We start from the raw sequence: 16,154 nt of genomic DNA, 5'->3' as shown, positions 1-16,154 counted from the left end.
TGCCGTGCCGCATGCCCGGTCCCCTCTCTGATATATTGGTCATCGATCTGTCGCGGGTGCTGGCTGGCCCCTATGCCACCATGGTGCTGGCTGATCTGGGCGCGCGGGTGATCAAGGTGGAGCGCCCCGACGGCGGCGATGATGCCCGCGCCTATGGCCCGTTCATCAAGGGGCAGAGCGCCTATTTCGCCAGCATCAACCGCGGCAAGCAATCGATCGCGCTCGATCTGAAGGCCCCGGCCGACCGGGCGCTGTTCGAGGCGCTGCTGGAACGCGCCGATGTGTTGGTGGACAATTATCGCCCCGGTGTGATGGCGCGGTTCGGCTATGGCTGGGATGTGCTGCACGCCCGCTATCCCCGCCTGATCCATGCCGCCACCAGCGGTTTCGGCCAGACCGGGCCGGATTCGCAAAAGGCTGCTTACGACATGGTGGTGCAGGCGATGGGCGGCATCATGAGCGTGACCGGCCATGCGGGCGGGCCGCCCACCCGGGTGGGCACCAGCGTGGGGGATATCACCGCCGGCCTGTTCACCGTGATCGGCATCACATCGGCCCTGCATGATCGCGCCAAAACCGGCAAAGGCCAGTTTGTGGATGTCGCCATGCTGGATGGCCAGATTGCCATCCTCGAAAATGCCATCGCCCGCTATGCCGCCACCGGCCAATCGCCGGGGCCGCTGGGCGCCCGCCATCCCAGCATCACGCCCTTTGCCGCCTATCAATGTGCGGATGCGCCCATCGTCATCGCCGCCGGCAATGATCAGCTGTTTGCCGCGCTGTGCGGCGCATTGGGCCTGCCAACCGATGATCCGCGCTTTGCCAGCAACGATGCCCGCACCAGCAATGCCGATGCGCTGGCCGGCGAGATCGAGGCGGTGCTTGCCACCGGCCCCGCCGCGCACTGGCTGGCGGCGCTGGATAAAGCCGGGGTGCCGTGCGGGCCATTGAACAATATCGGCCAGGCGCTGGCCGACCCCCAGGTGCGTGCCCGCAACATGGTGGTGGAAACCGCGCTGCCGGATGGCACGCCGCTGATCGCCGCCGGCAATCCGGTGAAACTCTCGGCCCACCCAGACAGCGCCCACCGCCCGCCGGCCCCGGCGCTGGATGGCGACCGGGCGGCGATCTTGAAGGAATTGGGCCTGAAGGAGCTGGGCCTGTGACCGATCTTGAACTGGCCCAGATGCTGGCCGATGCCGCTGGCGCCGCCATCCGGCCCTGGTTCCGCCGGCCGTTCCTGGTGGAAACCAAGGAGGATTTCTCCCCCGTCACCATCGCCGACCGTGAGGCGGAGGCCGCGATCCGCCGGCTGCTGTCGCAATATCGCCCGAACGACGGCGTGATCGGCGAGGAATATGGCGATGACCGGCCGGATGCGGAGCGGGTGTGGGTGCTCGATCCCATCGACGGCACCCGCGCCTTTGTCACTGGCCGGCCGCTGTTCGGCACGCTGATCGGCCTGATGCAGGACGGCCAGCCGGTGCTGGGCGTGATTGATCAGTGCATCATCAAGGATCGCTGGATCGCCGGGCCGGATCAGCCCACCCTGTTCAACGGCCAGCGCTGCCATGTCCGCCATGGCCTGAAACTCGCCGAAGCCCGGCTGGGCACCACCAGCCCGCAGGCGTTCGACGCCGCCGATTTCGCCCGCTTCGAACAGGTGCGCACCGCCGCGCGCGACACGCTCTATGGCGGGGATTGCCACAATTATGGCCTGGTCGCCGCCGGCCATCTGGATGCGGTGATCGAATCCGGCCTGAAAATCCATGATTGGGCCGCTCTGGTGCCAGTGATCCAGGGCGCCGGCGGGGTAATGACCGATTGGCAGGGCCAGACGCTGGGCATGGCGAGCATCGGCCAGGTGATCGCGGCGGGCGATGCGGCGCTTGCCGCCGAAATCGCTATGGCCCTTCGTTAGGCCAATCGCCGGCCGCGGCCCAGCCATCGGCCAGCGTGATCATCTGCAGGATCAACGGCACCAGCTGATGTGCCCGCGCCGTCAGCGCATAGCCGTCGGGTTGCAGCGCCACCAGATCATGGCTGCGCAGCAGCTTCATGCGATCGTTGAGCACCGCCGGTGAAATCGCCGAGCACGCCGCCTGCAGGGCGCGGAAGCTGAGCGGGCCGGCGCGCAATTCCCACAGGATGCGCAGCACCCAGCGCTGGCCCAGCACATCCAGCAGCCGCATGATCGGCCGGCCACTGTCTGAACCCCGCACCGCCATCTATCCACCCCGCTTGACGCTATGAAAAACATAGCGCATGGTTGCTATGGGAATCATAGCAGGAGCGCCCGTCATGTCCAACCATCTGCAACCGCTGCCGCAGCCCTGGCCCGAGGATGTGAGCGCGCTGCTTGCCGCCTATCCCAAGGCCAATGGAGAGATCCTGTCGCTGTTCCGCACCTTTGCCAACAGCGCCCGCTTCCTGCGCAAGGGCGTGCCCAACCTGCTCGATCGCGACAGCCCGTTGCCGCTGCGCATCCGCGAGCTGGTGATCCTGCGGGTGACGGCCTTGCGCGGCTGCGATTATGAATGGGGTGTCCACGCCGCCATCTTTGCCCGTGCCGCCGGGCTGGACGAAGCCCAGCTGGCCGCCACCCGTACCATGCCGCTTGATGCCACTGCCTGGGAACCGGTGGAGGCCAATCTGCTGCTGGCGATTGACGAGCTGTGCGGCACCGGCCGCCTTGCCCCCGCAACCCAGGCCGGATTCGAAGCGGCGTGGAGCTGCGCGCAGCAACTGGAAATCTGTGCGCTGGCCGGCGCCTATCAAACCGTCAGCTTCGTCGCCAATCTGGCGGGCCTGCCGGCCGAGGCCTTTTCGTATCCCGCCCCTTAAGCGCGCCGGCTGCGCCGCCGTTTCCTTCCTCACAAGGAAAGGGCAGCCATGGCCGGGCGTTTTGAAACTCTGATCCGATCCAACCAGGTGCGCGTCGCGGTGGCGACCAGCATGGCGGCGCTGGGGCTGTGGGCCTTTGCGCCCTATGTCACCAGCGAGGTGGGCGGGGAGGCGTTTGTCAACGCGCCGATCATCCGCATGGCCTCTCCCATTGCCGGCATCGTCGCCAGCGATCTGCCGCCGCCGGGCAGTGCCATCACCACCACGCAGACCGCCCGGCTGGTGGCGGCGCGGCTGATCGACACCGGGCCGCTGGCCGGGCTGAAGGGCCAGCAGGCCGCCCTGATCAGCGCGCGGGATCTGGCCCTGCGCCAGATTGCCGAGCTCAACCGTGCCAGTGCGCGCGCCGCCAGCCGCTCTGCCCGCTTTGGCCAGGCAGCGAGCGCGCGGCTGGCGGCCACCACCCACGCCGCGCACGAGGCGCTGGCCGCCTGCGAGGCCGAAGCCGCCGAGGCCGTGTTGCAGCGCGACCGCATCGAGGCGCTGGCCGCCCAGCGCTTTGCCACCTTCACCCAGCTCGACCGGCTGCGCGCCCAGGCGCTGGCCAGCGCCCGCCGCTGTGCCGCGCTGAAGGATCAGGCCATGGCACTCACCATCGAAACCCGCGCGGCGGGCCATGGCCTCTATCTGGCCGGGGCGGCGATGGACGCGCCTTATGGCGACCAGCAGCGCGACCGGCTGCTGCTGCGCCGGCAGGAGCTGGAAAGCGTGGTTGCCGATGCCGAGGCCCGTTTGGCCGAGCTGGCCCGGCAAATCGCGGCGGAGGAGGAGCGTCTGGCCCGCGCCAGCGCCTTTGATGCCCGGCTGCCGGCCGGCTCCGTCGTCTGGTCGCAACCGGCACCCAGGGGCACCACGGTGGCGCCCGGTTCAAACCTGCTTGAACTGGCCGATTGCAACCGCCGCTATGTCGAGGTGGCACTGCCGGAGCGGCGGATGGAGGCGATCCTGCCGGGCAGCCCGGCCAAGGTGCGGCTGATCGGCAGCGACGAGTGGCTGGCCGGCCGGGTCGCCTCCATCGCCGGGGCCGCGGCGAAGCGCGATGGTGCCATGCTGGCCGCCAACCCCGACAAGGAGGCGCGGGCGCTTTCGGTGCAGATCAGCCTGCCGCCGCCGGCCAGCCTCGCCCGCCGCTGCGATGTCGGCCGCCTGGCCGAGGTGCGCTTCCCGCGCTGGAAGTGATGATCCCGCCGCTGGACACCGCGCCGGCGCTGTTGGTCGCCGCGCCGCTGCTGCTGTGCGTTGCCGGCCTGTTGCTGGCGCCGCTGGCCGGGCTGGAGCGGCCGGCCACCCGCATCGGCATCGTGGCGGTGGTGGCGCTGGTGGTCGGCGCCTATCTCCACTGGCGCTTCACCGTCACAATCCCCTGGGATGCCGGCTGGGCAGCCCTGGGCTTTGCCTTGTTCTGCCTGGCGGTCGAACTGTTCGGCCTGTTCGATGCTGCCATATTGTTTGCCGGGCTGATGCGCCGCACCAACCGCAGTGCGGAGGCCGACGCCGGCGCCGCCCGGCTGGCGGCACGCCCGCACGCCGACTGGCCGGCGGTGGACCTGATCATCGCCACCTACAACGAACCGATCGAGGTGCTGGAAAAGACCATATTGGGCGCGCTGGCGCTGGATTGGCCCAACCTCAACGTGTGGGTGGCCGATGATGGCCGCCGTGCCTGGCTGCGCGATCTGTGTGGGGCCAAAGGCGCCGGCTATATCACCCGGCCCGACAATCTTCATGCCAAGGCCGGCAACATCAACCATGCCCTGAAGGTCACCAGCGCACCGTTCGTGGCGGTGTTTGATGCCGATTTCGTGCCGCAGCGCGGGTTCCTCACCCGCACCATGGGCTTTTTCGATGATCAGGGCGTTGGCATCGTCCAGGTGCCGCACAGTTTCTACAACCATGATCCGCTGCAGCAGAATCTCGCCCTGCGCGACGCGCTGCCTGATGATCAGCGTTTCTTCTTCGAAGCCATCATGCCCGGCCGCGATGGCTGGGACGCCGCCTTCTGCTGCGGTTCCAACAGCATCACCCGCCGGACGGCGCTGGAAGCCATCGGCGGCGGTCTGCCGGCGGGATCGATCACCGAGGATATGCTGCTCAGCCTCGCGCTGCTGCAGAAGGGCTATGTCACCCGCTATCTCAATGAACCGCTGGCGTTCGGGCTGGCCCCCGAAAGCCTCGATGCCTTTTTCGTGCAGCGGGCGCGCTGGGCGCAGGGGGCGATGCAGATATTGTTCCTGAAATCGGGGCCGCTCGGCCCCGGCCATGCCCTGCGCCACCGCCTCTTCTTCCTGCCCACGGCCTGGCTCTCCCAGGCGCTGATGATGCTCACCTCCATCCTGTCGCCGCTGATCTTCCTGTTTTTCGATGTGCCGCCGTTGGTGGGTGTCACCGCCGAAAGCGCCATCTTCTTCCTGGTGCCGATGGTGGTGGCGCAGGTGGGCGGCATCGTGTTGCTGGGTGGCGGCCGCTATTTCCCCATCGCGGCGCAGGTGCTTGGCACCTTCCAGAGCTTCCGCCTGCTGCCAGTGATCCTGAAAACCCTGGTCAAGCCACACGGCCACGCCTTCAAGGTGACCCCCAAGGGCAGCGATGCGGCCGGCGGCGGCTATCAGCGCGGGATTTTCCTTGCCGCCACCGGGTTGATGCTGGCGACGCTTGCCGGCCTTGTCATCAATGCCATTCCGGAAACCCGCATCGTTGCCCAGGGCGCCCTGGTGCCGATGGTGGCCTTCTGGGGTCTGGTCAACATCGTCGTGCTGTTCCTCGCCGCCATGCTCTGCCTCGGCCGCCCGGCGCTCAGGGCCGAGGAGCGGTTTGCGCTGGATGATCAGGTGGCGATCTGGCGCCGCGATGCGCGCCACGCCACGCTGGCACGCGGGATCGACATCTCGGTATCGGGCATCGCGCTGGCCGGCGACGGGCTGGTGAAGGGCGAGCCGGTGCGCGTGCGCCTGCGCGGCATCGGCAGCATCGATGGCGTGGTGGCGCGCTGCCACGGCGGGCGCATCGGCATCTCCTTTGCCGCAGAGGACAGCCCGGCGCGCGACCGGCTGATCGTGTCGTTGTTCACCAATGGCATGAACAGTGCGGCCGTCTATGTGCCCTTGTGGCAGGCCACCCGCGCCATGCTCACCCGCATCGTCACCGCCGACATGCGGCTGCCGCAAGGCGCCGCCGGCCAGGCCGCCGAACGCGCAGCCCTGCGCGAGGACCGCCTGCCGAAACAGACCCATGTGCTGGCCCCAGCGGTGGCAACGTCGCAGGCGGCGTCGTCGCAGTTTGGCCGCCGGGCCGGTTGACCACTGGCGCTGCGGCCGCCGCCTGCTATGGCTGGGGCATGTTCCGGCCCCTGTTCCGGCCCCTGTGGCTCCTGCTCGGCTTCACCAGTCTGGCGCTCGGCATTGCCGGCATCGTGCTGCCGCTGCTGCCTACGACGCCGTTCGTGCTGCTGGCGGCCTGGGCCTTTGCCAATGGCTCCCCGCGCCTGCACGCCTGGCTGCTGGCCAACCGCACCTTCGGGCCACTCATCCGCAATTGGGAAGAGCATGGCGCCATCAGCCCGCGCGCCAAGCTGCTGGCCATCGTTTCGATGGGCGGCGTGTTTGCCGCCAGTTGGATCGTTGGCGCGCCAAGCCGGGTGATCATCATCCAGGCGGTGATCCTGCCGGCCACCAGCCTGTTCATCCTCACCCGCCCCAGCGGGCCCAAGCCGCCGCCTACTTCGTAAGCCCGGTCCAGTAACCGGCGAAGGCCCACAGATCGGCGGCTTCGGCGATGATCTTGTCAGTCGGCTTGCCGCTGCCGTGGCCGGCGCGGGTTTCGATGCGGATGAGGTGCGGCTTGTCGCCAATCTTGGCCGCCTGCAGCGCGGCGGCATATTTGAAGCTGTGGCCCGGCACCACCCGGTCGTCGGTGTCGGCCGTGGTCACCAGGATGGCGGGATAATCCTTGCCCGATTTCACGTTGTGATAGGGGCTGTAGGCGAGGTTGTAGCGGAAAAATTCCGGCTTCGTCACATCGCCATAATCATCCACCCAATAGCGGCCGGCCGTCCAGTTGGCATAGCGCAGCATGTCCATCACGCCCACGGCCGGCAGCGCCGCGGCGAACAGATCGGGGCGCTGGTTGGTGACGGCACCCACCAGCAGGCCGCCGTTGGAGCCGCCCTGGATGGCGAGCTGGCCCTTGGTGGTGATGCCCTTTGCCACCAGCGCTTCGCCGGCGGCGATGAAATCATCGAACACATTCTGCTTGTTGAGGAGCCGGCCGCCATCGTGCCAGGCCTTGCCATATTCGCCGCCACCACGGATATTGGCCAGCGCGAACACGCCGCCCATTTCCATCCACACCAGCCGGCTGACGCTGAAGCCCGGCGTCTGACTGATGTTGAACCCGCCATAGCTGTAGAGCAGGGTCGGGTGCGGCTTCGACAGGTCCAGATCCTTGCGGTGCGCCACGAACATCGGCACCTTGGTGCCATCCTTCGACGTGTAGAAGATCTGGCTGACCGTGTAATCGGCCGGGTTGAAGGCGACCTTGGCCTGGCGCACCAGCTCCACCTGGTTGCTGGCCGCATCATAACGCCAGATCGAGGCCGGCGTCGCAAAGCTGGAGAAGCCGAAATAGGTCTTGCCGTCTTCCGACGATTCAAAGCCGCCGGCGGTGCCGATGCCGGGCAGTGGCACCACGCCCAGCGGCTTGCCGTCGAGCGCATAGAGACGCACCACCGATTTGGCGTCTTCCAGCGTTTCCGCCACCAGCCGGTTGCCGAGCAGCGAGGCGCTGTTCAGCGTGGCCGGGCCCTGGCCCACCACTTCGGAAATGGCACCGGTGATGGCGTTCATCGCCACGATGCGGCCGCGCGGCGCATCCTTGTTGGTGCGGAAATAGAGCGTGTCGCCCTGTGATCCGGCCAGCGACCAGTCATGATCAAGCCCGGTCACCAGCGCGCGCGGCTTTTCGCCCTTGGCGATGTCGGCAATCCGCACTTCATAACGGTCGTCGGTGCCTTCGGCGGTGATGATCAGCAGCCAGCGGCCATCGTCCGTCACCTGGCCGAAATGGCCGCGCTTGGGATGTTCCGGCGTTTCAAAGATCAGCGTGTCGGCCGATTGCGGCGTGCCCAGCCTGTGGAAATAAAGCTTCTGGTTGAGGCTGACGCCGAGATATTTCGGCCCGGCCTGTTCGGGGAAGCGGCTGTAATAAAAACCCGAACCATCCTTCTTCCAGGCGATGGCGCTGGATTTCACCCATTCGATCACGTCGGGCAGATCCTGGCCGGTCGCCACGTCGCGCAGCTTGAGCGTGCGCCAATCGGTGCCGCCATCCTGCACGGCATAGACGAGCAGCTTGCCATCCTCCGACGGCTGCCATTCGGCCAGCGCGGTGGCACCATCCTTGGCCCAGGGATTGGGATCGATCAGCACGCGTGGCTCGGCTCCCGGCGCCTGGACATAGAGGACAGACTGGTTCTGCAGGCCCGAATTGCGGGTGAAGAACTGCACGCCGCCGCGCACGCGCGGCAGGCCGAAGCGTTCGAAATTATACAGCTCGGTCAGGCGCTGCCGGATGGCCTCGCGCTTCGGCAGGCCGGCGAGATAGGCCATGGTCACCTGGTTCTGTGCTTCGACCCAGTTCGCCACCTGCGGTTCGGTGCGCACATCGGCTTCCAGCCAGCGATAGGGATCGGGCACGCTGATGCTGTGGCGGGCCTCCACCTCCGGGCCGGCTTTCGTGGCCGGATAGGCAATCGGGGCGGCAACAGCGGCAGCAGCAGACATCAGCATCACACTCACGGCAAAGAGGCGCACGGCCATTATCTCCCCAAAACGGCAACGGCGCGCACCTTGGCAAGGTGCGCGCCGCTTTTCCAGCCCGGCGTTGATCAGGCGGCAAATTGCGCCGCCACCGCGCGGGGATCCTGATACCAGCCGGCCGCGATCTGGCGGGCGAACGCATCCGGGAAGATTTCGGCATCGCCGGCTTCGATCCCGGCCAGCACGGCGGCGGCGACATCGGCCGGGCTGGTCTTGGGCATGTCGATCTCCGCGGCCATGTCGGTGTCAACCGGGCCGGGGAACACGGCGTGGACGCTGACGCCGTCGCCGGCCAGGCTGGCGCGCAGCGAGCCGGTGAGCGACGCGGCGAGCGCCTTGCTGGCGCTGTAACTGGCGAGGCCCGGCATCGGCGCCAGCGCCACCACCGACAGGATATTGGCAATCGCGCCCTGGCTGCGCCGCAGCGCCGGGGCAAAGGCCGCCGCCAGCCGCAGCGGGGCAAGGCCGTTGACCACCAGCTGGCGTTCCACCGCATCGGCACCGGCGGTGAAAATATCGCCGCCTTCCAGGACGCCGGCATTGTTGATCAACAGCGTGACGTCGCCGGCCCGTTCGGCGGCGGCGGCAATGGCGGCCGGATCGGCCACATCCAGCACCAGCGGCACCACGCGCGGATCGGCGTGCGCCACCGGCTGGCGGGCGGCGGCATAGACCTTGGCGGCACCGGCGGCGAGCAGGGCATCGACCAGGGCGGCACCAATGCCGCGGTTGGCGCCCGTCACCAGGGCAATGCTGTTACGGATCATCATCGTCTCTCTCCTCTGTCTCAGCAGCGTTTCTGCTGCAGCCGGGATATTCCGGACTGGAGGGGCGAAAAACCGGCGCCAGCGCCATTGTTTCATGCGGAAATTGCATCAATACTGCCGCCATGGAGCTTGCCACCCTGCGCCTGTTCATCGATGTCGCCCATGCCGGCGGCTTTTCCCCGGTGGCGCGCCAGCGGGTGGTGGACCCCAGCCTGATCAGCCGCGCCATCGCTGGGCTGGAGGCCGAACTGGGCTTCCGCCTGTTCCAGCGCACCACCCGCCGCCTCGCCCTGACCGAGGCCGGCAGCCGGTATCTGGCGACGGTTGAGCCGCTGGTGCGCGATCTGGCCGGCGCGGCGGAGATGGCGCGCGGCAGCACCGTGGCTGGCCGGCTGACGATCAGCGCCTCGGTCGCCTATGGCACGATCCGGCTGGTGCCCTTGCTGCCAGCGCTGCGCGCGGCGCATCCGGGGCTGGAGGTGGAGCTGATCCTGACCGACCGGCTGGTTGATCTCGTCACCGAGCCGGTGGACATCGCCATCCGCATGTCCCCCACGATCCCGCCCGGCCTGATCGGGCTGCCGCTGCACCCCAGCCGCTATCATGTCTATGCCGCGCCGGCCTGGGTGGCGCGCCATGGTCCGGTTTCGGCCCCGGCCGATCTGGCCGGCAAGCCCTGCCTGTTGTTTGCCGGCCCGCTGCAGCGGCGGCAGTGGCGCTTTTCCGGGCCCGGCGGCGGCGCGGAAACCGTGGCGGTGGATGGCCCCATCGCCATATCCTCGCCAATGGCGGTGAAGGCCGCCTGCATCGACGGGCTGGGCGCCACGCTGCTTACCGATTGGCTGGTGGCCGATGCGCTGGCGGCCGGCCAGCTGGTGTCGCTGTTGCCCGAGCATGAGGCCAGCAGCACCGCCTTTGGCAGCAACGCCTGGCTGCTCTATGCCAGCCGCACGCTGTTGCCGCCCAAGATCCGCGCCGGGCTGGATTTCCTGCGCGCCCAGCTCGGCCGCTGATTTGCCGCATCATATAAAGTAATCTTTATGCTTGCTCGGTTTGCGTCAGCACACTAGGGACGCGACAAATTCATTTGCCTTGCACAGGAACCATTCCCATGGCCGACCATGCCATCGCCGATCTCAGCCTGGCCGATTTCGGCCGCCGCGAGATTGCCATCGCCGAAACCGAAATGCCCGGCCTGATGGCGCTGCGTGCCGAATTTGGCGCGGCCAAGCCGCTGAAGGGCGCGCGCATCACCGGGTCGCTGCACATGACGATCCAGACCGCGGTGCTGATCGAAACGCTGGTCGAACTGGGCGCCGATGTGCGCTGGGCCACCTGCAACATCTTTTCCACCCAGGACCATGCCGCCGCCGCCATCGCCGCGCGCGGCATCCCGGTCTATGCCATCAAGGGTGAGAGCCTGGCGGATTATTGGGACTATGTCGGCCGCATCTTTGACTGGGGTGACGAGACCGCCAACATCATTCTGGACGATGGTGGGGATGCCACCATGTTCGCGCTGTGGGGTGCCCGGCTGGAAGCTGGCGAGACCATGGGCGAGCCGGAAAATGCCGAAGAGGTGGAATTCCAGCGCGCGCTCAAGGCCTTTGTCGCCGCCCGCCCCGGTTACCTCACCCAGACGGTGAAGAATCTGAAGGGTGTATCCGAAGAAACCACCACCGGCGTGCACCGCCTGTATGAACTGGCCAAGCAAGGCCGGCTGCCGTTCCCGGCGATCAACGTGAACGACAGCGTCACCAAGTCGAAGTTCGACAATCTCTATGGCTGCAAGGAATCGCTGGTTGATGCCATCCGTCGTGCCACCGACGTGATGCTGGCCGGCAAGGTCGCCTGCGTTGCCGGCTTTGGCGATGTCGGCAAGGGTTCGGCGCACAGCTTGCGCAACGGCGGCGCCCGCGTGATGGTGACCGAGATTGACCCGATCTGCGCCCTGCAGGCCGCGATGGAAGGCTTTGAGGTCGTCACCATGGAAGACGCCGTGAAGCGGGCGGACATCTTCGTCACCGCCACCGGCAACATGGATGTGATCACTGCCGAGCACATGAAGGCGATGCGGCCCAACAGCATCGTCTGCAACATCGGCCATTTTGACAGCGAGATCCAGATTTCCGCCCTGTCCAACTACAAGTGGACGGAAGTGAAGCCGGGCACCGACATCGTGGAATTCCCCGATGGCAACCAGATCATCGTGCTGGCCAAGGGCCGGCTGGTGAACCTGGGCTGCGCCACCGGCCACCCCAGCTTCGTGATGTCGGCCAGCTTCACCAACCAGGTGCTGGCCCAGATCGAGTTGTGGACCAAGAGCGAGCAATACGACAACAAGGTCTATGTGTTGCCCAAGCATCTCGACGAGAAGGTCGCCCGCCTGCACCTCGACAAGCTGGGCGTGAAGCTGACGACGCTCAGCCCCAAGCAGGCAGCCTATATCGGCGTCGAATCGAGCGGGCCGTTCAAGCCGGACCACTATCGTTATTGATCCGATCCGGATCGGCAATTGCAGGCCGGCGGGGACTTGCCCGCCGGCCTGTTTTGCGTATGAGGCGGGCAACACAGTCTGAAGGGTTCACCATGGCCCGGCCGGCCACTTGTTCCGTTGCCACACTGCTGCTGATTGCTGCGCCGGCGGCCGCTCAGTCCGCAGATCTGGCGCCCGCTGCAGATGCTGCTGCGCCCACGGTCACCACTACCCCGGCTGCCGGCAACCGTTCCGGCGAAAATGCCGTGCGCGGTGCCGGCGATGCCTTTGGTACGGTCATCGGGCGGGAAGAAATCGGCCTGTACAACGCCGATGATATCCGCGGCTTCTCGCCAGTGGCGGCCGGCAATGTTCGCATCGACGGGCTTTATTTCGATCCGGTTGCCTTTCCGTCGGACCGGATCAGTGGGGCGACCAGCATCCGCGTCGGACCGTCTGCCATTGCCAGCCCGTTTCCGGCGCCCACCGGCATCGTTGATATCGGCCTGCGTCTGCCGGATGACGCGGCGGCCGGCTCTGCCCTTGTCAGCCTCGACAGTTTTGGCGGCCGCCAGGCCGAACTGGATGTGGCGCTGCCCATCACGGGCCGGCTGGCGATCGGTGCCGGTCTGACCTGGGGCGATGGCCGCTTTGTCAACAACACGGTCAGCCATACCCGCGAAGCCGCCATCTTCGCCAACTGGCGGCCCAGCGACCGGCTGCGCCTGATCCCGTTCCTGCAGCTTTCCCGGGTGCCGCGCGATGATGTTGGCCCGGCGTTTCTGCCCGCCGATGACCTGCTGCCGCCCGATCCGCCCCGGCGTCGCTTCGTTGGCCCGGCCTGGTTGCAGAGCCGGAGCACCGGGGTGAATGCCGGTGCCATCCTGGATTGGACGCTGGCCGAGGGCTGGCAGTTGAAGGCCGGCCTGTTCCGATCCTCGCTGGCGTTCGGGCAGGATTTTTCCAACCTGCTGACCGATGTGCGGCCGGATGGCCGCGCCCGCCAGCTGGTGCTGGCCGATCCGCGGCTGTTCTTTGTGTCGACCAGCGGCGAGGTGCGGCTGACCCGCAGCCTCGCCGATGGCCCGCGCACCCACCGGCTGCATCTGGCTGTGCGTGGCCGCAGCGCCTATCGCCGTTTTGGTGGCAGCGATGCGATCGATCTGGGGCCCACCACCATCGGCACCATCGGCACCGCGCCGCAGCCGCAGTTCCGCTTTGGCGCGCAGGAGGAGGACCGCGTGCGGCAGTGGACCGGCGCCCTTGGCTATGAAGGCGAATGGGACGGCGTCGGCGCGCTTTCGCTTGGGGTGCAGCGCAGCAATTATGCCAAGCGCATCGGCCTGCCGGGGTTCAAGACCGCCACCGATGCCGCGCCCTGGCTGATCAATGCCAATGCCGCCATCCGTTTGGGGGTGGGCAGCGAAGCCTATGGCGGCTTCGTCACGGGCATCGAGGAATCAGGGGTGGCCCCGGCCAATGCCGTCAATCGCAACGAAGCCCTGCCGGCCATCATCACCCGCCAGTTCGATGCCGGGCTGCGCCAGCGGTTTGGCGCTGTCACCGTGGTGGGCGGGCTGTTCCAGCTGTCGAAGCCCTATTTCAATCTTGATCCGGCCGGGCGATTTGGCCCGCTGGGCCGGGTGGTGAGCCGCGGCTTGGAAGCCAGCCTGTCCGGCCCGTTGACCCCCAGCCTGTCGGTTGTCGCCGGCGCTGTGCTCAGCGATCCGCGCGTGACCGGCGATGCCGTGGCGCGCGGCCTCACCGGCCCGCGCCCGGTGGGCGCCATCCGCCGCCGCCTCAACCTCTCGGCCGATTGGCGGCCGCCCTTTGCGCCGGGCCTGTCGTTCGACATCGGCGTTTTTGCCAACAGCGCGACCATCGCCACGGTCAACAATCTGGTGGCGATCCCGGCGCAGACCTTTGTTGATCTGGGCGCACGCTATGCCTTCCGGCTGGCCGGTAAGGCTGCGGTGCTGCGGGCCCAGATCGTCAATGCCGGCGGGGTCAATGGCGTCTCGCTTGACGGGCCGGGCAGCTATCGCATCAATGATGGCCGCTGGGCGCAGCTCTATCTGACCATGGACTTTTGAACAGGGTGCCGGCGCCTACGCGCTTTTTCCGCTGGACGCTGGCCAGCCGCCTGCCCATGCACGGGGGATGACAGGGTCCCTCATCTCGTTCCTGATGCTGCTGATGGCGGCGTCGGCGCTGGCACAGCCCGCCTCGAACGACAGCACGCCGCCGGCCGACGCGCCCGATGCGGACCATGCCGCCCCCACCGATACGCCCGCCGTCGCCGCCACTGGCAGCCGGTCTGCCGAAAATGCCGTGCGCCAGGCCGGCGATGCCTTTGGCACCAGCATCGGCCGCGAGGTTTCGGGCCTGTACAGCCGCGAACGGGTGCGCGGCTTTTCCCCCGTGGTGGCGGGCAATGTGCGCATCGATGGGCTGTATTTCGATCCCATCGTCGTGCCGTCCAGCCGGCTGGTGCGGGCGACGGCGATCCGGGTTGGCCCGTCGGCGCTGGGCAGCGCCTTTCCGGCGCCCACCGGCATTGTTGATCTGGGCCTGCGGCGGCCGGGGCAGGAGGCGGCGGCCAGCCTGCTGATCGGTTACAACACGTGGAACACCCCCACGGCGGAATTTGACGCCAGCCTTCCGGTGTCTTCCACGTTGGCGGTCGGCGTGGGTGCCGGCCTCCAGCTGGAAAGCGGTTTCAACCGCACCCGTGATCACAAATATGAAGGCGCCTTCATCGCCGAATGGAAGCCCTCTGCCGATTTTTCGCTGCTGCCCTTCCTCAATGTCAGCGAAACCCCGATCGATGATCATGGCCCGATTTCGGTGCCACAGGGCAATTTCCTGCCGCCCCGGCTGCCGCGCCGCCAGTTCTTCGGCCCGTGGTGGTCGCGCGGCGGCGACACCGAAGTGAACGCCGGCGCGGTTGCCGATTGGACCATCGGCAGCGGCTGGCTGGTGCGCGCCGGGCTGTTCCGATCACAGCGGGTGGTGCGCGATTCCTATGCCAACCTGGTGCGCATCACCGATCCAGCCGGGATCGGCATCCAGACCATCACCGGCAATCCGACCCTCTACAACGCCTCGACCAGCGGCGAGCTGCGGCTGACGCGGCAGATCGCTGATGGCCCGCGAAGCCATCAGCTTCATCTCACCCTGCGCGGCCGCCAGGCCTATCGCCGCTTTGGCGGTGCCACGGATTTCGTCGTCGGCACGGTCAATATCCTCACCGTCGCCCCCGATGTGCCGGTGCCCAACCTCGTCTATGGCCAGCAGCAGACCGACCATGTCCGCCAATGGACCGGCGGCCTTGCCTATGAGGGGCGCTGGGCCGGTGTGGGCGAGCTGTCGGTGGGCGTTCAGAAGAGCGATTACCGCAAGCGCATCGGCCTGCCCGGCGCACTGACCAACACCGATGCCAGCCCATGGCTGTACAATGTCACCGCCGCCGTGCAGGTGACGCCTGGCTTGACCATCTATGGCGGGGTGGTCACCGGCCTCGAGGAATCGGGCGTGGCGCCGAATTTCGCCATCAACCGCAACGAGGCGCTGCCGGCAATCCAGACCCGCCAATATGATGCCGGGGTGCGGGTGGCGCTGGGCGGTGGCATGCGGCTCGTCGCTGGGCTGTTCCAGGTGTCCAAGCCCTATTTCAACCTCAACACTGCCGGCCGCTTTGATGTGCTGGGCGACGTGATCAATCGCGGGGTTGAAGCCTCGCTGGCCGGGCCACTAACCGATGAATTGTCGATCGTGGCCGGCGCGGTGCTGCTGCGGCCCGAGGTGACGGGCGATGCCGTCACCCGCGGCCTGGTCGGCCGGCTGCCGGTGGGCGCCATTGGTGAGCGGATCGAGTTTTCCGCCGATTGGCGCCCGGGCTTTGCCCCCGGACTTTCGCTCGACATGCGTCTGTCCTACCGTTCGCCCGAAGTTGCGACGGTCAACAATCTTGTCTCGGTGCCAACCCGCACGCTGATCGATCTGGGTGGCCGCTACCGGTTCAAGCTGGCCGGCAATGACGCGGTGCTGCGCATCCAGACCACCAACCTGACCAGCCAGCAAGGCTTTGATCTGCGCGGGGCCAATGCCTACACCGTGTTGCCGGGCCGTGTCACCCAGGCCTATCTCACTGTCGATTTCTGACTTGCAGTCGCTGGCGAAAGCGGCGAACCG

The 16,154-nt window shown here is 67.3% G+C and carries 13 protein-coding genes; 10 read left to right on the top strand and 3 right to left on the bottom strand.

What is annotated here, in order from left to right; genetic code table 11:
* Window positions 1-11: 11 nt before the first annotated feature.
* Entirely contained in the window at window positions 12-1,166 is a 1,155-nt protein-coding gene (locus AC6BOR_RS06725) for a CaiB/BaiF CoA transferase family protein (protein WP_498060396.1), read from the top strand.
* A gap of 20 nt (window positions 1,167-1,186) precedes the next feature.
* The gene (locus tag AC6BOR_RS06720) at window positions 1,187-1,921 is read left to right on the top strand and encodes an inositol monophosphatase family protein (protein WP_498060622.1); all 735 of its coding nucleotides are present in this window, start codon (window positions 1,187-1,189) and stop codon (window positions 1,919-1,921) included.
* On the opposite strand, the gene AC6BOR_RS06715 is transcribed toward AC6BOR_RS06720, so the two are convergent.
* Window positions 1,905-2,192, bottom strand: a complete 288-nt coding sequence (locus tag AC6BOR_RS06715) for a winged helix-turn-helix transcriptional regulator (protein WP_498060395.1) — start codon at window positions 2,190-2,192, stop codon at window positions 1,905-1,907. The genes AC6BOR_RS06720 and AC6BOR_RS06715 overlap by 17 nt on opposite strands.
* Window positions 2,193-2,301: 109 nt before the next feature.
* Between AC6BOR_RS06715 and AC6BOR_RS06710 the strand changes: the two genes are divergently transcribed.
* Genes AC6BOR_RS06710 through AC6BOR_RS06695 form a run of 4 tightly spaced genes read left to right on the top strand, consistent with a single transcriptional unit; the run spans window position 2,302 to window position 6,628 of the window.
* Window positions 2,302-2,844, top strand: coding sequence for a carboxymuconolactone decarboxylase family protein (locus AC6BOR_RS06710; RefSeq protein WP_498060394.1), 543 nt, complete (start codon window positions 2,302-2,304; stop codon window positions 2,842-2,844).
* 48 nt (window positions 2,845-2,892) lie between these two features.
* On the top strand, window positions 2,893-4,083 hold the full coding sequence (locus tag AC6BOR_RS06705) for an HlyD family secretion protein (protein ID WP_498060393.1): 1,191 nt from the start codon (window positions 2,893-2,895) through the stop codon (window positions 4,081-4,083).
* Window positions 4,083-6,200, top strand: coding sequence for a glycosyltransferase (locus AC6BOR_RS06700; RefSeq protein ID WP_498060391.1), 2,118 nt, complete (start codon window positions 4,083-4,085; stop codon window positions 6,198-6,200). The genes AC6BOR_RS06705 and AC6BOR_RS06700 overlap by 1 nt, the downstream gene beginning before the upstream one ends.
* 38 nt (window positions 6,201-6,238) lie before the next feature.
* The gene (locus tag AC6BOR_RS06695; RefSeq protein WP_498060390.1) at window positions 6,239-6,628 is read left to right on the top strand and encodes a YbaN family protein; all 390 of its coding nucleotides are present in this window, start codon (window positions 6,239-6,241) and stop codon (window positions 6,626-6,628) included.
* Here the strand turns inward: AC6BOR_RS06695 and AC6BOR_RS06690 are convergent.
* Complete coding sequence (locus tag AC6BOR_RS06690) at window positions 6,618-8,717, bottom strand: prolyl oligopeptidase family serine peptidase (protein WP_498060389.1); 2,100 nt, start codon at window positions 8,715-8,717, stop codon at window positions 6,618-6,620. The two genes, AC6BOR_RS06695 and AC6BOR_RS06690, sit on opposite strands and share 11 nt — an antisense overlap.
* Before the next feature lie 68 nt (window positions 8,718-8,785).
* On the bottom strand, window positions 8,786-9,487 hold the full coding sequence (locus AC6BOR_RS06685; protein WP_498060388.1) for an SDR family NAD(P)-dependent oxidoreductase: 702 nt from the start codon (window positions 9,485-9,487) through the stop codon (window positions 8,786-8,788).
* A gap of 119 nt (window positions 9,488-9,606) precedes the next feature.
* Here AC6BOR_RS06685 and AC6BOR_RS06680 point away from each other — a divergent pair, with 119 nt between their 5' ends.
* The 4 genes from AC6BOR_RS06680 (at window position 9,607) to AC6BOR_RS06665 (ending at window position 16,124) form a co-directional block, all read left to right on the top strand.
* Window positions 9,607-10,497: a LysR family transcriptional regulator gene (locus tag AC6BOR_RS06680; RefSeq protein ID WP_498060386.1), complete on the top strand. Its 891-nt coding sequence runs from the start codon at window positions 9,607-9,609 to the stop codon at window positions 10,495-10,497.
* Between the two features lie 98 nt (window positions 10,498-10,595).
* Entirely contained in the window at window positions 10,596-11,981 is a 1,386-nt protein-coding gene (gene ahcY / locus AC6BOR_RS06675) for an adenosylhomocysteinase (RefSeq protein ID WP_498060385.1), read from the top strand.
* A gap of 92 nt (window positions 11,982-12,073) precedes the next feature.
* Window positions 12,074-14,053 (top strand): TonB-dependent receptor domain-containing protein, encoded by a 1,980-nt coding sequence (locus tag AC6BOR_RS06670; RefSeq protein ID WP_498060384.1) that lies wholly within the window; start codon window positions 12,074-12,076, stop codon window positions 14,051-14,053.
* 67 nt (window positions 14,054-14,120) lie between these two features.
* The gene (locus AC6BOR_RS06665) at window positions 14,121-16,124 is read left to right on the top strand and encodes a TonB-dependent receptor (RefSeq protein WP_498060383.1); all 2,004 of its coding nucleotides are present in this window, start codon (window positions 14,121-14,123) and stop codon (window positions 16,122-16,124) included.
* Window positions 16,125-16,154: the final 30 nt, after the last annotated feature.

This window comes from Sandarakinorhabdus sp. FBCC-B8862, assembly GCF_059745315.1.
This window is presented reverse-complemented; position numbering and strand designations above follow the sequence as displayed.